At 75.5% G+C, this 21,920-nt stretch carries 17 protein-coding genes and 1 tRNA gene; 10 read left to right on the forward strand and 8 right to left on the reverse strand.

What is annotated here, in order from left to right; translation table 11 throughout:
* Window positions 1-10 precede the first annotated feature (10 nt).
* Genes CHC04_RS06705 through CHC04_RS06715 form a run of 3 tightly spaced genes read right to left on the reverse strand, consistent with a single transcriptional unit; the run spans window position 11 to window position 1,872 of the window.
* Entirely contained in the window at window positions 11-859 is an 849-nt protein-coding gene (locus CHC04_RS06705) for a Nif3-like dinuclear metal center hexameric protein (protein WP_089403085.1), read from the reverse strand.
* A gap of 15 nt (window positions 860-874) precedes the next feature.
* Complete coding sequence (locus tag CHC04_RS06710; protein ID WP_089403086.1) at window positions 875-1,360, reverse strand: GNAT family N-acetyltransferase; 486 nt, start codon at window positions 1,358-1,360, stop codon at window positions 875-877.
* A 5-nt stretch (window positions 1,361-1,365) separates the two neighbouring features.
* On the reverse strand, window positions 1,366-1,872 hold the full coding sequence (locus CHC04_RS06715) for a DUF2867 domain-containing protein (RefSeq protein WP_176449846.1): 507 nt from the start codon (window positions 1,870-1,872) through the stop codon (window positions 1,366-1,368).
* A gap of 51 nt (window positions 1,873-1,923) precedes the next feature.
* Between CHC04_RS06715 and CHC04_RS06720 the strand changes: the two genes are divergently transcribed.
* From CHC04_RS06720 to CHC04_RS06760, 8 genes are all read left to right on the forward strand, one after another.
* Window positions 1,924-2,490, forward strand: a complete 567-nt coding sequence (locus tag CHC04_RS06720; protein WP_089403087.1) for a TetR/AcrR family transcriptional regulator — start codon at window positions 1,924-1,926, stop codon at window positions 2,488-2,490.
* Between the two features lie 119 nt (window positions 2,491-2,609).
* Window positions 2,610-4,565, forward strand: a complete 1,956-nt coding sequence (locus CHC04_RS06725) for an FUSC family protein (protein WP_089403088.1) — start codon at window positions 2,610-2,612, stop codon at window positions 4,563-4,565.
* A 36-nt stretch (window positions 4,566-4,601) separates the two neighbouring features.
* The gene (locus tag CHC04_RS06730; RefSeq protein ID WP_089403089.1) at window positions 4,602-5,603 is read left to right on the forward strand and encodes an alpha/beta fold hydrolase; all 1,002 of its coding nucleotides are present in this window, start codon (window positions 4,602-4,604) and stop codon (window positions 5,601-5,603) included.
* A gap of 106 nt (window positions 5,604-5,709) precedes the next feature.
* A complete protein-coding gene (locus CHC04_RS06735; RefSeq protein ID WP_089403090.1) occupies window positions 5,710-7,119 on the forward strand; it encodes a WS/DGAT/MGAT family O-acyltransferase in 1,410 nt (469 codons plus the stop codon).
* A 39-nt stretch (window positions 7,120-7,158) separates the two neighbouring features.
* Window positions 7,159-8,166, forward strand: a complete 1,008-nt coding sequence (locus CHC04_RS06740; protein WP_089403091.1) for an NAD-dependent epimerase/dehydratase family protein — start codon at window positions 7,159-7,161, stop codon at window positions 8,164-8,166.
* Window positions 8,167-8,282: 116 nt separating this feature from the next.
* Window positions 8,283-10,532, forward strand: coding sequence for a glycerol-3-phosphate 1-O-acyltransferase (locus tag CHC04_RS06745; RefSeq protein WP_089403092.1), 2,250 nt, complete (start codon window positions 8,283-8,285; stop codon window positions 10,530-10,532).
* Entirely contained in the window at window positions 10,529-13,480 is a 2,952-nt protein-coding gene (locus tag CHC04_RS24500) for a wax ester/triacylglycerol synthase family O-acyltransferase (RefSeq protein WP_217897202.1), read from the forward strand. Before CHC04_RS06745 ends, CHC04_RS24500 begins: the two co-directional genes overlap by 4 nt.
* A 58-nt stretch (window positions 13,481-13,538) precedes the next feature.
* Entirely contained in the window at window positions 13,539-15,074 is a 1,536-nt protein-coding gene (locus CHC04_RS06760; protein WP_089403093.1) for a long-chain-fatty-acid--CoA ligase, read from the forward strand.
* A gap of 58 nt (window positions 15,075-15,132) precedes the next feature.
* Here CHC04_RS06760 and CHC04_RS06765 read toward each other — a convergent pair whose 3' ends face one another.
* Window positions 15,133-16,029, reverse strand: coding sequence for an alpha/beta fold hydrolase (locus CHC04_RS06765; protein ID WP_245817034.1), 897 nt, complete (start codon window positions 16,027-16,029; stop codon window positions 15,133-15,135).
* A 226-nt stretch (window positions 16,030-16,255) separates the two neighbouring features.
* Here CHC04_RS06765 and CHC04_RS06770 point away from each other — a divergent pair, with 226 nt between their 5' ends.
* On the forward strand, window positions 16,256-17,056 hold the full coding sequence (locus CHC04_RS06770) for an esterase/lipase family protein (RefSeq protein WP_089403094.1): 801 nt from the start codon (window positions 16,256-16,258) through the stop codon (window positions 17,054-17,056).
* A gap of 79 nt (window positions 17,057-17,135) precedes the next feature.
* On the opposite strand, the gene CHC04_RS06775 is transcribed toward CHC04_RS06770, so the two are convergent.
* From CHC04_RS06775 to CHC04_RS06790, 4 genes are all read right to left on the reverse strand, one after another.
* Entirely contained in the window at window positions 17,136-17,702 is a 567-nt protein-coding gene (locus CHC04_RS06775; protein ID WP_089403095.1) for a hypothetical protein, read from the reverse strand.
* Window positions 17,703-17,777: 75 nt separating this feature from the next.
* A tRNA-Val gene (locus CHC04_RS06780) sits at window positions 17,778-17,849 on the reverse strand.
* A gap of 12 nt (window positions 17,850-17,861) precedes the next feature.
* The gene (locus tag CHC04_RS06785; protein ID WP_089403096.1) at window positions 17,862-18,323 is read right to left on the reverse strand and encodes a peroxiredoxin; all 462 of its coding nucleotides are present in this window, start codon (window positions 18,321-18,323) and stop codon (window positions 17,862-17,864) included.
* A 43-nt stretch (window positions 18,324-18,366) separates the two neighbouring features.
* Window positions 18,367-18,792, reverse strand: a complete 426-nt coding sequence (locus tag CHC04_RS06790) for a DUF3052 domain-containing protein (protein ID WP_089403097.1) — start codon at window positions 18,790-18,792, stop codon at window positions 18,367-18,369.
* 322 nt (window positions 18,793-19,114) lie between these two features.
* On the opposite strand from CHC04_RS06790, the gene aceE reads away from it, so the two are divergent.
* Window positions 19,115-21,913, forward strand: coding sequence for a pyruvate dehydrogenase (acetyl-transferring), homodimeric type (gene aceE / locus CHC04_RS06795; protein WP_089403098.1), 2,799 nt, complete (start codon window positions 19,115-19,117; stop codon window positions 21,911-21,913).
* Window positions 21,914-21,920 lie beyond the last annotated feature (7 nt).

Genomic DNA, 21,920 nt, shown 5'->3' on the forward strand with positions numbered 1-21,920 from the left:
CCTCCCCGTCTCAGCCGGCCGCGCGGGCCGGGTCCCCTCCTGCCGACCGGCCCCGGTGCACCGTCCACGGGTCGGTGCGGCGCCGGGAGGCGGCGGCCTCGACCCTGCCGGACAGGTCCGTGGTCAGCACCTCGGCGGCCACGGGCACCCAGGGCCACTCGGAGGCGAAGTGTGCCACGTCACACACCGCCGGGCCGGTCGACTCCTGCGCCTCCGACACCGGGTGGTGCCGCAGGTCGCTGGTGAGCAGGACGTCGGCCCCGGCCGCCGCGGCGGCCGGCAGCAGCGAGCCGCCGCTGCCCCCGCAGACGGCGACCGTGCGCACCGGCCGGCCGGGGTCGCCGGCCGCGCGGACCCCACCCTCGGTGGCCGGCAGCACCGCGGCCGCGTGCGCGGCGAAGGCGGCCAGCGTGGTCGGCGCGGGCAGCTGCCCGACCCGGCCCAGCCCCTGCCGCGAGCCGGGCGCCACCGGCTCCAGCGGTCGGGTCCCGGTCAGCCCGAGGACCGCGGCCAGCGCGTCGTTCACCCCGACGTCGGCGGCGCGGTCGGCGTTGGTGTGCGCGACGAACAGCCCGCAGCCGGCGCGCACCAGCCGGTGCACCAGCCGCCCCTTCGGGTCGTCGGCGGGGACGCCGTGCACCGGGGTGAGGAACAGCGGGTGGTGGGTGACCAGCAGCTGCGCGCCACCCTCGATGGCCTCGTCGACGACGGCGGCGACCGGGTCGACGGCGACCAGCACCCGCTCCACCGGCTCGGCGGGGTCGCCGCACACCAGCCCGACGGCGTCCCAGCTCTCGGCGAGCGCGGGGTCGTAACGCGCCTCCAGCGCGGCGACGACCTCGCCCAGGGTGGCGGTCACGGCGGCCGACCCTAGTCAGACGGCGCGGCCCATCACGACCCGGCGACCGGGGACCGCCAGCCCCGCGGCGGCCTCGTGGGCGACCAGGGCGGCCAGCTCCGGGCCGGGGTCGGCGACCTCGGTGAAGCCGCGCGCGGCGTACCACGGCGCGTTCCACGGCACGTCGGCGTAGGTGGTCAGCGTGACCCGCGCCGCCCCGGCCTCCCGGGCGGTCCGCACGGCGGCGTCGAGCAGCGCGGTCCCGAGCCCGCGCCGGCCCGCCGAGGGGTGCACCGACAGCTGCTCGAGGTGCACGTCGCCGTCCACCCGCTCCAGGACGGCGAAGCCGACCGCCGGCTCGCCCACGACCAGCACCCGCCAGGCCGCCGCCCGCTCCTGGGGGGTCTGCGGCGGAGGGAGGCCGGCGATGCCCACGGACGCGAACAGCGCGTCGGCCGCGGCCTCGATCGCCGGCAGCCGCTCGAGGTCGGCCGGCCCGGCGACGCGGACGTCGGGGTCCATCGCCGTCATGCTGCCGGAGGTGCCGCCCGCTGCACCATCCGGCGGAGCATGCCCGGCACGACCCGGGTGTGGAACGGCCGGACGACGCCGAAGTAGGCCCGTCCGAGGGCGTTGTGCCGCCGGACGACCGTGACCGCCACCAGCTCGTGGCCCGCCGCGGCCGGGCGCACGTGCAGGACCAGCCGGAAGTCCAGGTGCCGGTCGTCGACGCCGCTCACCACCGTGTCGGCGGACGCCGACAGCACGGGGAACAGCCCCGTCCCGGTGCGCAGGTGGAACGGCCGGACGAGCACGGTGCGCACGCCCATCAGCGCCCGCACCCACGGCGGGACGGCGGCCGGGCCGAACGCGGCGAGCCAGTCGCGGGCGTCGGTCGAGGCCCCGGGCGGGACGGCGACCGCGAAGGCGTCGGTGAAGTCGGCGCCGTCGAGGGTGGCGGCGGTCAGCAGGTCGGGCGGCACCGGCACCGCACGGGGCCGGCCGTCGGTCGGCAGTCCTGCGTCGAGCTCCACGGCCCACCTCCGTACGCCACCGTATGGTCGTCCGTACCGTAGCGTACGGACGTGCCTGCGCGGGAGCGGTTGTCGGCCGAGGACTGGTCCCGGGCGGCGCTGGAGGCACTGGGCCGGGGTGGGCTGGCCGCCGTCGCGGTCGAGCCGATCGCCGCCCGCCTCGGCGCCACCAAGGGCAGCTTCTACTGGCACTTCACCGGCCGCGACGCGCTCGTCGACGCCGCCCTCGAGCTCTGGGAGCGGGCGCACACCGACGCCGTCATCGCCGACCTCGACCGGCTGGCCGGCCCGCGCGAGCGGCTGCGGATCCTCGCCGAGCGCACCCTGGGCCACGCCGGCGACGGCGACCCCGTCGTCTCGCTGCTGCGCGACGTCGACGACCCGCGGGTGCGGCGGGTGCTGGCCACGGTGACCCGGCGCCGCGTGGCGTACGTGCACGACACGCTCGTCGAGGCCGGCGTCCCGCCCGAGGAGGCCGGCCGCCGCGCGACGCTCGCCTACGCGGCCTACGTCGGCTGGTGGCAGGTGCGCGCCGTCGCGCCGGAGCTGGCGCCCGCGGGGACGCCGTCGGAGGGGCACGCGCAGGTCCTGCTCGCGATCCTGCTGCCCGACGCCTGACCCGCGTCCTCCCTCACCGCGGCGCGTCCGGGCGCACCGCCGACGGTGAGCCAGGACGCGACACGACCAGGTCACCTGGTCGTCCGCGGGACCCCCGCGGCGGGTGGCAGGCTCGGCCCGTGGCGGAGAGGTCGCTGCGCGCCCCGGCGTGGCTCGAGGAACTGGTCCGCACCTCTCCCCCACCCGTGCCGTGGCGCGACGTCGCCCGCTTCGCCGTCACGCTGCCCGCGCCGCTCGCCGTCGCGCTCGCCGTCGGCGGGGAGTCCGCCCTCGGCGCCGGCGTGTTCGCCACCACCGGCGCGCTGGCCGCCACCCTCGCCCCGCAGGGCGGGCCGCTGCGCGACCGGCTGCGGCGCATCGCGGCCGCGGTCGGCCTCGGCGCGGTCGGGCTGGTCGCCGGGCAGCTCGCCGCCGGGGGCGGGCCGGTGCCGGTGGTCGTCGTGGCCGTCCTCGCGGCGGCCGCGGCGCTGATCAGCGCGATCGGCTCGGCGATGTCGCTGGGCGCGCTGCAGCTGCTCATCTACACCGCCCTCGCCTCCGGGCTGCAGACGCCGCTGCCCGCGGTCGCGGAGCTGGCGTGGTTCGCCGCCGGCGCGGCGTGGGCGACGCTGACCGTCCTGGGGCAGGCGGCGACCGAGCCCAGCGACCCCGACCGCGCCGCGGTGGCCGCCGTGTTCACCCGCATCGCCGGGCTGCTCACCGCCGTGGGCACCGACGCCACCGAGACCGCCCGCCGGGACCTGACCGCCGCGCTCAACGCCGCCTACGACCGGGTGATCCGCAGCCGCAGCATCTCCTCGGGGCGCAACCGGGAGCTCTCGGAGCTGGCAGGGGTGCTCAACGCCGCCGCGCCGCTGGTCGAGGCCGCGGTCGCCTCCGCCCGCACCGCGGTGCCCGCCGACCCGCACGACGTCACCGCGGTGCACGCCCTCGCCTCGGCGGTCACCGGGAGCCGCGAGCTGCCCGCCGAGCGGCCGGCGGCGCTGGAGGACGGCCCCGCCCCGCGCCGCGCCGTGCGGCACGGGGTGCGCCTGGCGTGGGCCGTGGTCGGCGACCCGGAGGAGCGGGCCGGGGCCGCCGTCGCCCCGCCGCGGCCGTCACTGCGGGAGCGGCTGCGCGACCTCGCCGACCGCACCGTCGGCAGCCCCGACACCCGCGACTTCGCCGTCCGCCTGGTGCTGTGCATGACGATCGCCGAGGTCGCCCGCCAGCTGCTGCCCATCGAGCGGCCCTACTGGGTGCTGCTCACCGTGGCGATCGTGCTCAAGCCCGACTTCGGCTCGGTGTTCACCCGGGCGGTGCAGCGCGGCGTCGGCACCCTGATCGGCGTCCTCATCGGCTCGCTGCTGCTGTCGTTCCTGCCGCGCAACGGCTGGGTGGTCGTGGCCATGGCCGTGGCCGCCGCGCTGCTGCCGTGGGCCCGCGGCGCGAACTTCGGCCTGTTCTCCGTCTTCCAGACGCCGGTGATCATCCTGCTGCTCGACCTCGCCGTGCCCGGCGGCCCGGACCTGGTCGGCGCCCGCCTGCTCGACACCCTCATCGGCTGTGCGATCGTCCTCGTCGCCGGCTACCTCGTCTGGCCGCAGACCTGGCGCGCCCCCCTCGACGAGGCCATGGGCGCCACGGTGGTGGCCCTCGACGGGTTCGTGGGTGCGGCCTTCGGCGGCGGCGACCCGGCGGACCGGCGGCGGGCGCGGCGCCGCGCCTACCGGGCGATGACCGAGCTGACCACCCAGCTGCAGCGCCGGCTGGCCGAACCCCCGCCGATCAGCACCCGCGCCGCGGCGTGGTGGCCGGTCATCGTGCAGCTCGAGCGCACCGCCGACGCGGTCACCGAGGCGGTCATCGCCACGGACGCCGGCGGGCCGGCCCCCGACCCCGGCCAGGTGGCGGTGCTGCGCCGCGCCCTGCGCGAGCTGGAGGACGACGTCCGCGCGCACCGGCCCCCCGACGACGCCGAGATTCACGCCGACGGCGTGCTCGCCCCGGTCGCGCGCGAGGTCGACGCCGCCCGCCGGCTGGTCCGCGACGCCGCGCCCGGCCGGCGCACCGAGGCGGCGGCGCCGGGCACCTGAGTCGCCGCCCGGTGACACCTGCGCTGTCATGGACGGATGCGCCGCCGCCGCCGGACCTCGCCCGCCGCCCCCCGCATCCCGGTCGTCTCCGGCAACGACGGTCCCCCGCCGCCGGGCTCGCGCACCGTGCGCACCGACGACGGCGTCGACCTGCACGTGGAGTTCGACGGACCCGAGGACGCCCCGCTGACCGTGGTGTTCTGCCACGGCTTCACCGCCCGGCTCGGCGAGTGGCAGCTGCAGCGCGAGGCCGTCCGCGACCGCGCCCGGCTGGTGCTGTGGGACCACCGCGGCCACGGCCGGTCGAGCTGGGCCGACCCGACGACGGCGACCATCGACCGCACCGCCCGCGACCTCGGCCAGGTCCTCGACGCCGTGGTGCCCGCAGGCCGGCCGGTGGTGCTGGCCGGGCACTCGATGGGCGGCATGACGGTCATGGCCTACGCCCGGCAGCGCCCGCAGGAGATCGGCGGCCGCGTCGTCGGCGCGTTCCTGCTGGCCACCTCCGCCGGCGGGCTGGTGTCCGACGGCCTGATCGGCGCGGCCGTGAAGCTCATGCGGCGACTGCACCTGCTCCCGCTGTACCTGTGGTGGCTGCGGCTGCTCGCCCCGCTGCTCGAGCGGTACCGCCGCCGCGGCACCCGGCTCGGCCGCCGAGCCATGCGCACGTACCTCTTCGGGCGCGACGACGCGACACCCGAGGCCGTGCGGGTGGTCCAGGACATGCTCGAGGAGACGCCGCTGACGGTGACCATGGCCTTCTACGGGACCTTCCTGGACCACGACGAGACCGCCGCGCTGCCGGTGCTCGGCCGCGTGCCGGTCACCGTCGTCGCGGCGGAGTACGACCGGCTGACCCCCGCCGCGCACGGCCGCCGGCTGGCCGAACTGCTGGGCGAGCGCGCCGAGCTCGTCGTCGTCCCGGGCGCGGGGCACAGCGTCAACCTCACCCGCACGGCCGTCGTCGACGCGGCGCTGGTCGCCCTCCTCGACCGGGTGGGGGCGGCTGGCTCCGGCGCGGCCCGGAGGGCAGGCTGAACCCCGGGGGTGCCGCGCGTGTCCGGCACCGCACAACCGTGTTACGCGGCCCGGTCCGCTGGACAGGAACCGGACGCATCCGTCTCGTCGAGCCGAGGAGAGACCCGTGGACCGCCTGAGCGCCACCGACGCCGGCTTCTACTACGCCGAGACCGAGAACGCGCCGCTGCACGTGGGCTCGGTGTCGGTGTTCGAGGGCCCGGCGCCGTCCTACGGCGACCTGGTGCGGCTGCTGCTGAGCAAGCTGCCCCTGGTCCCGCGCTACCGGCAGCGGGTGCGCGAGGTGCCGCTCAACCTGGGCCGGCCGCTGTGGGTCGACGACCCGCACTTCCAGATCCTCTACCACGTGCGGCACACCGCCGTGCCCAAGCCGGGCGGCCGCGAGCAGCTGCGCAACCTCGCCGGGCGCGTGCTCGGCCAGCGGCTGGACATGGCCAAGCCGCTGTGGGAGGTGTGGCTGGTCGAGGGCCTCGAGGACGACCGCTGGGCGCTCATCTCCAAGGTCCACCACTGCATGGTCGACGGCGTCGCCGGCACCGACCTCATGCAGGTCATGTTCGACCTCGACCCGGCCGCCGAGCACCCGGCGCCGGCCGACTGGACGCCGCAGCGCACCCCCTCGGGGCTGGCCATGGCCGCCGGCGCCGTCGCCGAGACGGTCACCGTGCCGCTGCGCCAGCTCACCTCGCTGCCCGGCCCCGAGTCGGTCGGCTCCGGGGCGAGGAGCCTGGTGCGGAGCACCCGCGCGGCCGCGGCGAGCCTGCCCGCCCTGGCCCGGCAGGCGCTCACCCCGCTGGCCCGCACGCTCACCGGGCCGATCGGTCCGCACCGCCGGTGGGCGTGGGCCGACGCCCAGTTCGCCGACCTCGCCGCGGCCCGCACGGCCCTGGGCGGCACGGTCAACGACGTCGTGCTCACCGCGATCACCCGCGGCTTCCGCGACCTGCTGCAGGGCCGCGGGGCGCTGGGCGCCGACACCGTCGTGCGCACGATGGTGCCGATCTCGGTGCGCAGGGAGAACGAGCGCGGCGCGCTGAACAACCAGGTGACGGCGGTCTTCGTCGACCTGCCCGTCGGCGAGCCCGACCCGGTGGAGCGGCTGGCCGCCGTCCGCCGGCAGATGGACGAGTACAAGCGGACGATGCAGGCCGTCGACGCCCGCTCGATCATCGCCATGGGCGACTACACAGCGCCCACGCTGCTCGCCCTCGGCGTGCGCGCGTCCATGCAGGCCGGGCAGTTCTGGTGCCAGGCGGTCACCACCAACGTGCCCGGCCCCCGCGTCCCGCTGTACGTGCTCGGCCGGCGGATGGTCTCGTCGCACCCCTACGTGCCGATCGCCGGCGGCACCCGCGTCTCCATCGGGATCTTCAGCTACCTGGACCGGATGACCTTCGGCATCAACGCCGACTTCGACGCCTTCCCCGACGTCGACGTGCTGTCCGAGGGCATCTGCCGCGGCATCGAGGAGCTGGTCGCCCTGGCGAAGGACCAGCCGGCCGCGGCGGCCCGGTGAGCGGGTTCACCGCCGGAGGGGTCGGGTAGCGGAACCCGCGTGACCGCTCCCCAGACCGACCTGACCGTCGCCGTCACCGGCCCCACCGGCACCTTCGGCGAGGGGCTGGTCCCCCTGCTGCAGGCCGACGACCGCGTGCGCCGGGTCGTGGGCATCGCCCGCCGTCCCTTCGACCCGGCCGCCCGCGGCTGGACGAAGATGGAGTACCGCCAGGGCGACGTCCGCGACTCCGAGGCACTGCGCGAGGCGTTCGCCGGCGCCGACGTCGTCGTGCACCTGGCGTTCCTCATCACCGGCAACGCCTCCCGCCAGACGACCCGGGCCATCAACGTCGACGGCACGCTCAACGCCTTCCGCGCCGCCGCGGCGGCCGGCGCCCGGCGGTTCGTCTACGCCTCCTCGCTGGCCGCCTACGGCTTCCACCGGGACAACCCGGTGGGGATGACCGAGGAGTGGCCGGTGCGGCCGGCGTCGCGGCTGTTCTACGCGCAGGAGAAGGCCGAGCTCGAGCAGCTGCTGCAGGCCGAGGCGCAGGCGCACCCGGAGCTGGCGCTGTACCTGCTGCGCCCGCCGGTGGTGCTCGGCCCGCACACCGTCGGCGCCAAGGACCTGCTGCCCGGCCCGCTGGCCCCGCTGGGGCGCTGGCTGGCCGAGCAGAGCACCCGGCGGCTGCCGGTGCCGCTGCCGGTCGCGGTGCCGGCCCTGCCGCTGCAGTTCGTCCACGAGGACGACGTCGGCCAGGCGCTGCTGCAGTGCGTCGTCGCGGCCGGCCCGCCCGGGGCCTACAACATCGCCGGTGACGGCGTGCTGACCGCCGCCGACGTCGCCCGCGAGTACGGCGCGCTGCCGCTCCCCCTGCCGGCCGCGCCGGCGCAGCTGGCCGCGCGGGCGGTGTCGCGGCTGCCGTTCCTGCCGCCGGCGGCCGAGTGGGTCGAGGCGGCCAGCCACCCGGCCATCATGGACACGACCAAGGCCCGCGAGCAGCTGGGCTGGCAGCCGCGCTACACCGGCCTGGAGGCGCTGCGCGCCACCCTGCGCTCGGGGTGAGCGCCCTTCCCCGCGCGACGCCGGACCGGCAGGCTCGGCGTCCCGCGGCGGAACCGCCGGCCGGGGACCCGGCAGCAGCCCGAGCAGGCCGGGAGGAACCCCGGAGAGAGGTGCCCATGACCCAGCTGGTGGACGTCGACGTCCCGACGATCGTCCTGGCCGACGTGACCAGCGACGTGGAGCGGCGGCTGGTGGCCGAGGCGCTGCCCGCCGACGGCGACCGGACGACCGTGCTGCCGCTGCGGGGCGCCGCCCTGCACGAGGCGCTCGCCGCCGCCTCGACCGACACCGTGGTCACCGCGGTCCGGGTGGCGTGGACCCCGCGCCGTCCCGCCGGCTCCGCCCCCGGGCGCAGCCGGCGCGGCCGGCTGCACGACGCGCGGCCCTCGCTGCTGCGCCGGCCCCCCGCCGCGCTGCAGGCCGCGGCGCTGCGCCGCGACCCCGACCGCGCCCGCGTGGTCGTCGCCGAGCCGGCCACCGTCGCCGAGCTGACCCGGCGGTGGGACGGCAGCGGCGCGCTGCCCGCCTTCATCGCCCGCCAGGCGGAGCTGGCGCTCGACCGCGCCGAGCGGCAGGTCGTCGGCGACCGGGCCAAGGTGCCCCGGCACGTGGCCGAGGCGATCCAGTACAGCCCCGAGTTCCGCGGCGAGGTGGCCGCCCTGGCCGAGCGCCTCGAGCGGCCCGAGGAGGAGGTCTACGCCGAGGCGGTCGAGGACCTGGGCGGGCTCGTGGCGGCGATGGACCCGATGGCCGTCGAGCTGTTCACCGCCTTCCTGCGGCCGGTGCACGCCCGCGCCTGGGACGTGCAGGCCGACACCGCCCGCCTCGACGACCTGCGCGAGCTCAACCGGCGCCACCCGCTGGTGTTCCTGCCCAGCCACCGCTCCTACGTCGACCCGCTGGTCCTCGCCGACGTGCTCGCCGCGCACGACTTTCCGCGCAACCACGTGCTCGGCGGGGACAACCTGCGGTTCTGGCCGGTCGGGCCGGTCGCCAAGCGCGCCGGGCTGGTGTTCATCCGGCGCAGCTTCGGCGACGACCAGGTCTACAAGCTCGCCGTCCGCGAGTACTTCGCCTTCCTGCTGGCCAAGCGCTTCAACCTCGAGTGGTACATGGAGGGCGGGCGCACCCGCACCGGCAAGCTGCGCCCGCCCCGGCACGGGCTGCTGCGCTACGTCGCCGACGCCGTCGAGCGCGGCCGGGTCGAGGACGCCTACGTCGTCCCCGTGTCGATCACCTACGACCAGCTGCGCGAGGTCACCGGGATGGCCGCCGAGCAGGGGGGCGCCGCCAAGCGCGGCGAGGGGCTGTCGTGGATGGCCTCCTACATCCGCGAGCAGGTGCGCACCCCGCTGGGCACGGTGCACGTCGGGTTCGCCGAGCCGCTGTCGCTGGCGGCGGCGCTGCGCAACGGCGCCGACCCGGCCGACCCCGACGCGCGCCGGCTGACCCTGCAGAAGGTCGCCTTCCAGGTCGCCGTCGGCATCAACTCGGTCACCCCGGCCACGGCGACGGCGCTGGTCACCCTGGCGCTGCTGGGCGTCCGCGACCGCGCGCTCACCCTCGGCCAGGTGCAGCGGGTGCTCGAGCCGCTGCTGGCCTACCTCACCGAGACCGGCCGCCCGCACTCCGGCGCCGCGCTGGCCACTCCCTCGGGCGTCAAGCGGGTGCTCGGCGCCCTCGCCCAGCAGGGCGTGGTCACCGTCTACGAGGGCGGCGAGGAGCCGGTCTACGCCATCGAGCGCGGCCAGCACCTGGTCGCCGCCTTCTACCGCAACAGCGCCATCCACCACGTCGTCGACCGGGCCATCGCCGAGCTGGTGATGCTGCGCGACCCGGTCGACCGGTGGGACGAGGCGTTCCGGCTGCGCGACCTGCTGAAGTTCGAGTTCTTCTTCCCCGAGCGGGAGGCCTACCGCGAGCGGCTGACCGGCGAGCTGGAGCGGCTGGACCCGCACTGGGAGACTGCCGACGGCCGCGCGGTGCTCTGCGCGGCGCCGCTGCTGTTCGCCCACCGGGTGCTGCGCTCCTTCGTCGACGCGCAGCTGGTCGTGGCCGAGCGGCTGGCCGCCCGCGACCCGCGCACGCCGGTGGTGCAGGCGGAGTTCCTCGCCGAGTGCAGCGGAGTGGGCCAGCAGATGCTGCTGCAGGGCCGGCTGCACGGGCCGGAGTCGCTCTCGCGCGAGCTGTTCGGCAGCGCGCTGCAGCTGGCCGCCAACCTCGACCTCGTCGACCCCGGCCGGGAGGACCTCGCGCGCCGGCGGCAGGAGTGGGCCGCTCAAGTCCGCGACGTCGTCGGCCGAGTAGGAGTGATCGACGAGTTGGACGCCGCGGCGCGGCGGGAGAACGTGGGGGTGGAGCCGTGACGGCCGACCAGCAGACGCCGACCGGCGGGTTGCGCGAGAACGCCGCGGCGATGGCCCGGAGCAACGTCTGGACCGAGGAGCAGCTGATCGCCGACGTCGAGGCCGCGCCCCCCGGGCCGCGGGTCGGCGCGTTCTTCGACTTCGACGGCACCGTCATCGACGGCTACTCGCTGGCCGCCTTCGCCCGCCACCACCTGCGCTCGCTGGAGGTGACGCCGAACGCGCTGGGCCAGCTGCTGCTGTCCGGCCTGCGCGGGGTCACCACCGAGGAGGACTTCGAGCGGTTCACGATCACCGGCATGCGCGCCTGGGCCGGCCGCAGCGAGGACGAGCTGGTCGAGCTCGGCGAGCGGCTGTTCGTCCAGGGCATCGCCGGCTCGCTGTACCCGGAGGCCTGGCGCCTGGTCACCGCCCACCTCAACGCCGGGCACACCGTCGTCCTGGCCTCCTCGGCCACCCGCTTCCAGGTCGAGCCGGCCGCGCGCGCCCTCGGCGTGCAGCACGTGCTGGTCTCCCCCGTCGAGATCGTCGACGGCGTGTGCACCGGGCGCCCGGGCGGGCCGCTGCTGTGGCGCAAGGGCAAGGCCGCCGCGGTGCGCGCCTTCGCCGAGGAGCACGGCATCGACCTGCTGCAGAGCTACGCCTACTCCAACGGCGACGAGGACGTGCCCTTCCTGCGCACCGTCGGGCGGGCCCGCGCGCTCAACCCCGGCCGCGGTCTGGCCGCCGCCGCCCGGCACTACTCCTGGCCGGTGGCCCGCTTCCGCCGCCGCGGCAGCGCCTCGCCGGTCGACGTCGCCCGCACCGTCGCCGGCCTCGGCGGCATGATCGGCGGCTTCGCCACCGGCGTGGCCGTGGGCGCGCTCGGCGGCTCCCGCCGCGAGGCGGTCGACCTCGGCATCACCCTCGCGGGGGAACTCGGCAGCGCGCTGGCCGGCGTCCGGGTCGACGTCCAGGGCGCCGAGCACCTGGCCACCCGGCCGGCGGTGTTCCTGTTCAACCACCAGAGCCAGCTCGACGTCCTGGTGCTGGCCAAGCTGCTGCGCGGCGGCTTCACCGGCGTGGCCAAGAAGGAGCTCGCCCGCACCCCGGGCTTCGGGCTGGCCTTCCGCCTCGCCGACGTCGCCTTCGTCGACCGCGGCGACCCCGCGCAGGCCCGCAGGGCCCTCGAGCCCGCGGTCGAGCGCCTGCGCGAGGGCATCTCGCTGGTCGTCGCCCCCGAGGGCACCCGCTCGGCCACCCCGACCCTCGGCCCGTTCAAGAAGGGCGCCTTCCACGTCGCGATGCAGGCCGGCGTCCCGATCGTGCCGATCGTGCTGCGCAACACCGGCGAGCTCATGTGGCGGGGCGCCTCGGTGATCCACCCCGGCGTCGTCCAGGTGCGCGTGCTGCCACCGGTCCCCACCGACGGCTGGACCGTCGAGGAGCTCGACGAGCGGGTCGCCGAGGTGCACGACCAGTACCTGCGCACCCTGGCGAACTGGGGCGGCCGCGGTGAGCGCCCGGTGGTCAGCGAGGAGCCCACCGCCGGCGAGCCCAGCCCGGTGCCCGCACCGCCGCTGGCCTGGGGCAGCGCCCCGGAGATGAACCCCCTCGAGACGGCGATGTGGCGCGCGGAGGTGGCCGACCCGCGGCTGCGCGCCAACGTGGCCCTGCTGGAGCTGCTCGACCCCGTCCCCGACTGGGAGCGGCTGCGCAACGCCCACGAGTGGGCCTCGCGGATGGTGCCGCGGATGCGCCAGCGGGTGGTGGAGCCGGCGCTGGGCATCGGCACGCCGCGCTGGGTCACCGTGCCCGAGCTCGACCTCGACGCGCACGTGCGGCGGGTCCGGCTGGAGGAGCCCGGCTCGATGCGGCAGCTGCTCGACGTCGTCGGGGAGTTCGTGTCCGCGCCGCTGGACCGCGACCGGCCGCTGTGGCAGGCGATGCTGGTCGAGGGGCTCTCCGACGGGCGGGCCGGCTACGTGGTCAAGACCCACCACAGCACCACCGACGGGCTGGGCGCGGTGCAGCTGATGAGCCGGCTGCACAGCCGCACCGCCGAGCACGACCCGGCCCGCCCCGAGCCGCCGGTCCCCCTCCCCGACGACGGCGTCTCGCGCACCGGCCTGCTCACCGAGCAGCTCGTCGGCACCGCCCGCTCGGCGCCGATGGCGGTGCTGCGCCGCGGGGTCGGCGCGCTGGCCTCCGGCGCGCGGCCGTGGGACCTGGTCAGCTCCGCGCTGGGCTCGGCGCGCTCGGCCGGCCGCACCCTCACCCCGCCGGGGCCGGGCTCGACGCTGCTCACCCCGCGCGGCGGCGGCTGGCACCTAGAGGTGCTCGAGGTGCCGCTGGCCGACCTCAAGGCCGGCGCCAAGGCCGCCGGGGGCTCGCTCAACGACGGCTACCTCGCCGCGGTGATCGGCGGGTTCCGCCGCTACCACCAGCGGCACGGGGCGCCGCTGGGCACGCTGGCGGTCGGCATCCCGATCAGCCTGCGCGCCCAGGACGCGCCCGAGGGCGGCAACCGGTTCACCGGGGCCCGCTTCCCGGCGCCGCTGGACGAGGCCGACCCCGCCGTCCGCATCCGGGCGATCCGCGAGTTCGTCATGTCGGTGCGCGGCGACGCGAGCTCCAGCGTGCTCAACGACCTGCTCGCCCCGACGCTGAGCTGGCTGCCCGCCCCGGTGATCGGCGCCGTCTCCGGGCAGCTGACCAGCGCCAACGACGTCCAGGTGTCCAACGTGCCGGGGGTGACCCACCCGGTCTACATCGCCGGCTCGCGCATCGACCGGATGTACCCCTTCGGCCCGCTGCCCGGGTGCGCGGCGATGATCACCCTGCTGTCGCACGAGGGGCAGTGCTGCATCGGGATGAACCTCGACGCGGCCGCGGTCACCGATCCCGCCGGGCTGGTGGCCGACCTGCAGGCCGGCCTCGACGAGGTGGTGGCGCTGGCACAGGGTTGAGCCCGGCCCGTCGCGGTACTGGACCGGGTGTAACTCCCGTCACAGCCCAGGAGCGGCCATGAGCTTCAACCTCGCCACCATCCTGCGCGAGTCCGCCCTCACCCACCCCGACAAGCCGATGCTGCTGATGGGCCCGTTGCGGCTCACGTACCGGCAGGTCGACGTCCTGTCGGGGCAGGTGGCGGCGGGCCTGCGCGCGGCCGGGCTGCGCCGGGGCGACTCGGTGGCGCTGCAGCTGCCCAACGTGCCGCAGTTCGTGCTCGCCTACTTCGGCGCGCTCAAGGCGGGGCTGACCCTCGTGCCGCTCAACCCGCTGCTCAAGGCGCCGGAGGTCGCCTACCACCTCAGCGACAGCGGGGCGAAGGCGCTGATCACCGTCGACGCGTTCGCCGACGAGGCGGTCAAGGGCGCGGCCGAGGCCGGCGAGGTCCGCGTGTACGTCGTCGCCTCCCCCGGCGCCCCGGCGGACTCCCTGCCGGCCGACACCACGCCCTTCGACACCCTGGTGGCCGACGGCGAGGGCGCCGACCCGGCCGACGTCGAGCAGATGTCCCCCGAGGACACCGCGGTGGTCATCTACACCAGCGGCACGACCGGCCGCCCGAAGGGCGCCGAGCTCACCCACTTCCAGGCCTACATGGCCGCCTCGGTGGCGGCCGAGACCTTCGCCTACCGCGACGACGACGTCGCCATGGCGGTGCTGCCGCTGTTCCACGTCTTCGGCCTGTCCAGCGTCATGAACTGCGCCGTCCGCTCGGCGGCGACCCTCGTGCTGGTGCCCCGCTTCGAGGTCGGCGCGGTGCTCGACGCGATGGAGCAGCACCGGGTCACGGTGTTCTGCGGCGTGCCGACGATGTTCGTGGCCCTCATGCACGCCGACCTCACCGGCCGCGACGTGTCCAGCCTGCGGATCTGCGTCTCCGGTGGCGCCTCCATCCCCGGCGAGGTCATCAAGGGCTTCGAGGCCGCCTACGCCGCGACGGTGCTCGAGGGCTACGGGCTGTCGGAGACCTGCGCGGTCGCCACGTTCAACCGCAGCGCCGAGGAACGCCGGGTCATGTCGATCGGCAAGCGCCTGTGGGGCTGCGAGGTGCGCGTCGTCGACCCCGACGACGCGCCGCTGCCGACCGGCCCGGACCACGTCGGCGAGATCGTGCTGCGCGGGCACAACATCATGAAGGGCTACCTCGGCCGTCCCGAGGCCACCGCCGAGGCCATGCGCGGCGGCTGGTTCCACACCGGCGACCTCGGCTACCAGGACGACGACGGCTTCTTCTACATCGTCGACCGCAAGAAGGACCTGGTCATCCGCGGCGGGTTCAACGTCTACCCGCGCGAGATCGAGGAGGTCCTGCACGCCCACCCGGCCGTGCTCGAGGCCGCCGTCATCGGCCGGCCCGACGAGCGGCTCGGCGAGGAGGTCGTGGCGTTCGTGAGCCTGAAGGCCGGGGCGTCGGCCGAGCCGGAGGAGGTCATCGCCTTCTGCAGGGAACGGCTGGCGGCCTACAAGTACCCGCGGCAGGTGGTCGTCATCGACGAGCTGCCCAAGGGCCCCAGCGGGAAGGTGCTCAAGACCGAGCTGCGCTCCCGCTGACCTGCGGCCCGGGGAGGTGCCGTTGTCGCGACAATGGCACCTCCCCCGGGAGTGCCTCTCAGGCGCGGACGGCGGCCTCCGCCAGCCACGCCAGCACGAGGTCGGCCAGGCGCTCGGGCACCTGCAGCTGCGGCACGTGCCCGACGCCGGCCAGCTCCTCGTACCGCCAGCCGGGCTGGGCGGCGGCGACCTCGCGCGCGGCCGACACCGGCACCAGCCGGTCCTGGTCGCCCTGCACCAGCAGCACCGGGGCGCCCACCCGCGCCATCGCGTCCCGATAGCGCTGCGGGCGGAGCAGGATGCCCAGCAGCGACCGGGCCGCGGTGAGGAACGCCCGGTCCATGCCGGCGACGTCGTCGCGCTGCTCGAGCAGCGCGACGGCCCGGTCGACCACGGGGGCGGGCAGCTCGTCGGGGTCGACGCCGACCAGCTGCAGCATCGTGCGGACGCGGGTGAGCGGCGTCTGGCGGGCCCGCCGCACGGACAGCACCCGCTCGCCGATCCCCGGCAGCGCGTAGAGCGCGAAGGTGGCCGCCACCAGCGGGTCCAGCCGGCGCCGGCCACCGGGCAGCGCCGGGTCGAGCAGCACCAGCGCCCGGACGGCCTCGGGGGCGGACGCGGCGGTGAACAGCGAGATCATCCCGCCCATCGAGTTGCCCACGAGCACCGCCGGCTCGCCGACCACCTCGCGCAGGAAGCGCCGCAGCACGGCCACGTTGGCCGGCACGGTCGCGCGGCGGTCACCGGGCTCGCTGCGGCCGAAGCCGGGCAGGTCCAGCGCCCACACCCGGGCCGACGGCGTCAGCAGCGGCGCGAGCAGGTCCCAGTTGCCGTGGGAGCCGCCCAGCCCGTGCACCAGCACGACGGCGGGGCCGCCGTCGGTACCGCCGTAGTCCACGACGTGCACCGGACCGCCGAGGTCGACCGTCCTGCTCGTCCCGGGGAGCTGCTCCACTGGCCGTCCTCCTGCCGTCGTCGGCGCCTCGCGCGCCGCCGACCGTACGGTTCCACGGCCCCGGCAGCCTCGCGCGCCGTGCTGGTGGGACCCCTGCGACCAGTGTGGTGTGCGCCACACTGATCACGCTGCTGCTGCCGCGCGCCGGAACAGTCAGGTGTGACGGGAGCCCCAGAGTGGTACCGCCCCGTTCGGCGGCAACGGGGCTGCCGGCGAGGAGGTCGACGTGTCACGACAGCAGTTCGAGGGTCCCGGCCTCCCGCTCTACCTCACCGAGGTGGGCCGCGCGGTCGCCGACTACGGCCTCTACCTCGCGGCCCGCCCGCTGCTCCCCCGCCTGCCGGTGGGCGACGGGCACCCGGTGCTCGTCCTGCCCGGCCTGATGGCCGACGACGTGTCCACCACCACCCTGCGCCGCGTGCTGCGCCGGCTCGGCTACCGCGTGCACGGCTGGCGCCTGGGCCGCAACATCGGGCCGACCGCGGAGTGCGTCGAGGGCATGGCCCGGCGCATCGAGGACCTCGGCGACCGCTACGGCCGGCCGGTCAGCCTCATCGGGCAGAGCCTCGGCGGCATCTACGCCCGCGACCTGGCCCGCAAGACGCCCGACTCGGTACGCCAGGTGATCACCCTCGGCAGCCCGTTCGCGCTGCAGGCCGACACCCAGACCCGCGCCCACCGGGTCTTCGAGCGCTACTCGCACCTGCACGTGGAGAGGCGGACGCTGCCGCTGCAGACCGAGGCCACCCCGCTGCAGGTGCCCTCGACGTCGATCTACTCCCACCAGGACGGGATCGTCGCCTGGCAGGCGTGCCTGGACCGGCTCTCGCCGCACGCCGAGAACATCGCCGTCCACGCCAGCCACCTGGGCATGGGCCACAACCCGGCGGTCATCTACGCGGTCGCCGACCGGCTCGCCCAGCCCGAGGGCACCTGGCGCCCGTTCCGCTGCCCGCTGGCACTGCGGCCCGCGTTCCCGCGCCCCGACGTCCCCGAGTTCACCTCCCGCCCGGCCGCCGCTGCCTGACGGGAGGCGCCCGGTCCCCCGACCGGTCGTCGTCCGTGGTCTCCGGGCGCCCGTGACCACGACGCCTGACCACTCGACGTCAGGCCCGGGACCTGGTGCCCACCACGCGGCGGCCCAGCCAGACGAGCGCGGCCAGCAACCCCACGGCGACCGTCGCCGTGGTGACCCGCCACTCCAGGAGTGACCGGGGACGCCACCAGACGCTCACCGCGACGAGGACGTCGACGACCGCGACGAGCAGGAAGCCCACCCTCCAGACCCGGAAGCTGCTCAGCGATCCCAGCCGGGGCGGCCGGACGTGGACGAGCCGGGCCGCCTGGCGCCCCCGGTCGGAGATGTGGTCCAGGCCGAGCTCGTCCTCCAGGCGCAGCATCTCCGCCCGGTCCAGGTGGGAGTAGAAGCGGTGGCGCCCCATCAGCTGCCAGGCCATGGCCGTGATCAGCACCCCCACGACGCAGACGACGGTGGTCGGCCACGGCTCGCGGCCGGGGCCCAGGGCGATCCTGAGCAGGAAGGCCTGTGCGGTGAGCGCGAGGCTCGGGGCCTGCCACTGCACGGCACTGCCCTGGATGCTGCGCGCCATGAGCCGCTCGTAGGTGAACAGCTCCCGGGCGTACTGGTCCTTCCAGGCCGGCGGCTCCGTCACGGGACCACCATGGCGCAGATGGGGCACCTGCCGGCGCCCCGCGACGACGGCTCGGCCGGACACTCCCGGCGGAGGTGGGCGCGGCAGGGATCGAACCTGCGACCGCTCGCTTGTAAGGCGAGAGCTCTCCCGCTGAGCTACGCGCCCCGCTCGCCCAGACTAGGCGGCGAGCTTTGCGACGGCGTCCCTCCAGCCGGACTGCTCGCGCGCGTCACCGGGGGAGTTGACCTCGGCGAAGGCGATCTTCCCCTCGGCGTCGACCAGGAACGTGCCGCGCAGCGCCATGCCGGCCTTGTCGTTGAACACGCCGTAGGCCTGCGCGGTCGCGCCGTGCGGCCAGAAGTCCGACAGCAGCGGGAAGTCCAGCCCCTCCTGCGCCTTGAACGCCTTGAGGCTGAACACCGGGTCGGTGCTGATCGCCAGCACCGTCACGCCGGCATCGGTGTAGGTGGCGATCTCGTCGCGCAGCTGGCACAGCTCGCCGGTGCAGATGCCGGAGAAGGCGAACGGGTAGAAGACGACCAGCACCGGCCGGTCGCGCAGGTCGGCGAGGGAGACGACCTGGCGGTCCTGGTCGGGCAGGCTGAAGTCGGGCGCGACGTCGCCGACGGAGAGGCTCATGCGCCCGATCGTGCCGCACGGGACCGGACGGTCCCGTGCGGGGTCATCGGCGGGTGCGCGCCGTCTTCGGGGTGACCAGCCGGATGCCCGACCAGTCCTTGGCCGCGGAGATGCTGCTGGTCTGGGCCAGGCCGGCGGTGGGCGCGGCCTCGGTGACGTCGCCGGGCTCGACGTGACCGGGGCGCCCGGACTTGGGCACCAGCAGCCAGACGACGCCGTCGTCGGCCAGCGAGGCGATGGCGTCGACCAGCGCGTCGACGAGGTCGCCGTCGTCCTCGCGCCACCACAGCAGGACGACGTCGGCCACCTCGTCGGTGTCCTCGTCGACCATGTCACTGCCGCAGGCCTCCACGATGGAGTCGCGCAGGTCCTCGTCGGCGTCCTCGTCCCAGCCGAGCTCCTGCACGACCATGCCCGGCTTGATGCCCAGCCGGGCCGCCATGCTGGCGCTGCCCGAGTCGACGCTCATCCCTGCTGTTCCTCCGAAGCTCCGTGGGGTGCCGGCCGGGGAGCGGCGGGCACACGACGCCGGCTCTCCGGCGCGGGGGGACGGCACGGGCCGACGGCGGACACGACCGGCGGGGAGGGCACCCGCAGCCTGGTCATGTCACCCCCCTCGAACCCGCACGTGCGGCGCCGACGGCGTCGGTCCGCGTGGGCAGGAGCGTAGGGCATGCCTGGTCAGGCGCAAGACGTCCGCGGGACGCCACGCGGGCCCGTCCGGGGCGCGGCGGGGACCCGACCGGCCTCCTCGCGTGACGCCGGGGCGCCGGACGCGAGACGATGGGGACATGAGCTCACCGCAGCAGGGTGGCGACCCCACCCGCGACGCCGGCCAGCCCCGCGCGGTCATCACCGACGGGCTCCCCAGTCAGCTGGTCGACACCGATCCCGACGAGACCCAGGAGTGGGTGGAGTCGCTCGACAGCGTCGTCGAGCACGCAGGCCGCGGGCGCGCCCGCTACCTCATGCTCAAGATGCTGCAGCGCAGCCGTGAGCAGCAGGTCGGCGTCCCGGCCCTCCGCAGCACCGACTACATCAACACGATCCCGCCCGAGCGCGAGCCGTACTTCCCCGGCGACGAGGACACCGAGCGGCGGATCCGCGCCTACATCCGGTGGAACGCCGCGATCATGGTCCACCGCGCGCAGCGGCCGGGGATCGCCGTCGGCGGCCACATCTCCTCCTACGCCTCCTCCGCCTCCCTCTACGAGGTCGGCTTCAACCACTTCTTCCGCGGCAAGGACCACCCCGGCGGCGGCGACCAGATCTGGTTCCAGGGGCACGCCTCCCCCGGCATCTACGCCCGCGCCTTCCTCGAGGGCCGGCTGACCGAGCACCAGCTCGACGGGTTCCGGCAGGAGGTCAGCCACCCCGGCGGCGGGCTGTCGTCCTACCCCCACCCGCGGCTGATGCCGGACTTCTGGGAGTTCCCCAGCGTCTCCATGGGCCTCGGTCCCATGAACGCGATCTACCAGGCCCGCTTCAACCGCTACCTGCACAGCCGCGGCATCAAGGACACCTCCGACCAGCACGTCTGGGCGTTCCTCGGCGACGGCGAGATGGACGAGCCGGAGTCGCTGGGCCTGATCGGCCTGGCCGCCCGCGAGGAGCTGGACAACCTCACCTTCGTCGTCAACTGCAACCTGCAGCGGCTCGACGGCCCGGTGCGCGGCAACGGCAAGGTCATCCAGGAGCTGGAGTCGTTCTTCCGCGGCGCCGGCTGGAACGTCATCAAGGTGATCTGGGGCCGGGAGTGGGACCCGCTGCTGGCCGCCGACCGCGACGGCGCGCTGGTCAACCTCATGAACCAGACGCCCGACGGCGACTACCAGACCTACAAGGCCGAGGACGGCGCCTACGTGCGCGAGCACTTCTTCGGCCGTGACCCGCGCACGCGCAAGCTCGTGGAGAACATGAGCGACAAGGAGGTCTGGGACCTCTCCCGCGGCGGGCACGACTACCGCAAGGTCTACGCGGCGTTCAAGGCGGCGGTGGAGCACAGGGGCCAGCCGACGGTCATCCTCGCCAAGACCATCAAGGGCTGGACGCTGGGCAGCCACTTCGAGGGCCGCAACTCCACCCACCAGATGAAGAAGCTGACCGCCGAGGACCTCGCGGCCTTCCGCGACCGGCTCTACCTGCCCATCCCCGACGAGGCGCTGGACAAGACCCTGCCGCCCTACTACAAGCCCGACCCCGACTCCGACGAGATGCAGTACATGCTCGAGCGGCGGCGGGCCCTGGGCGGTGCGGTGCCGCGGCGCCGGGCGGAGTTCAAGACGCTCAAGGCGCCCGACGACAAGGCCCTCGACGTCCTGCGGCGCGGCTCGGGCAAGCAGGAGGTGGCGACGACGATGGCGTTCGTCCGCCTGCTCAAGGAGCTGCTCAAGGACAAGGAGCTCGGCCCGCGCTTCGTGCCGATCATCCCCGACGAGGCCCGCACCTTCGGGATGGACTCCCTCTTCCCGTCGCAGAAGATCTACAACCCGGGCGGGCAGCGCTACACCTCGGTCGACCGCGAGCTGATGCTGGCCTACCGCGAGTCCGAGCAGGGCCAGATCCTGCACGAGGGCATCAACGAGGCCGGGTCCACGGCGTCGTTCACCGCCGCCGGCACGTCGTACGCCACGCACGGCGAGCCGATGATCCCGATCTACATCTTCTACTCGATGTTCGGGTTCCAGCGGACCGGTGACTCGTTCTGGGCCGCCGCCGACCAGATGACCCGCGGCTTCGTCCTCGGCGCCACCGCCGGCCGGACGACGCTCAACGGCGAGGGCCTGCAGCACGAGGACGGCCACTCGCTGCTGCTGGCGCACACCAACCCGGCGGTGGTGTCCTACGACCCCGCGTTCTCCTACGAGGTCGGGCACATCACCCGCGACGCGCTGGTGCGCATGTACGGCGAGGACCCGGGCGCCCCGCTGGGCGGGCACCGCAGTCCCGACGTCATGTACTACCTGACCGTCTACAACGAGCCCTACAACCAGCCCGCCGAGCCCGAGGGCCTCGACGTGCAGGGCCTGCTGGCCGGCATGTACCTGTACGCGCCGGGCCAGGGCGAGGGCCCGCGGGCGCAGGTGCTCGCCAGCGGGGTGGCGGTCCCGTGGGCGCTGCGCGCCCAGGAGCTGCTGCGCGAGGACTGGGGCGTGGTGGCCGACGTGTGGTCGGTGACCTCCTGGACCGAGCTGCGCCGCCAGGCCGACGAGGTCAGCGAGCGCAACTTCCTGCACCCGGAGGAGGAGCCGCAGGTCCCGTACGTGACCGAGCGGCTGCGGGGCACCGACGGTCCGGTGGTCGCGGTCTCCGACTGGATGCGGTCGGTGCCCGACCTCATCGCGCCCTACGTCCCCGGCGGGATGGCGACGCTGGGCACCGACGGGTTCGGCCTGTCCGACACCCGCCCGGCGCTGCGGCGGCACTTCCACGTCGACGCCGAGTCGGTCGTCGTCCGCACCCTCGGCGCGCTGGCCGACCGGGGCGAGATCGACCGGGCGAAGGTGCGCGAGGCGGTCGAGCGGTACCGGATCCGCGACGTGCAGGCCGCGCCGGCCGACGAGCGCTCGGACCCCAGCCCGGCCACGTGAGTCCCGC

This window comes from Geodermatophilus saharensis, from assembly GCF_900188205.1.
GTDB classification, from domain to species: domain Bacteria; phylum Actinomycetota; class Actinomycetes; order Mycobacteriales; family Geodermatophilaceae; genus Geodermatophilus; species Geodermatophilus saharensis.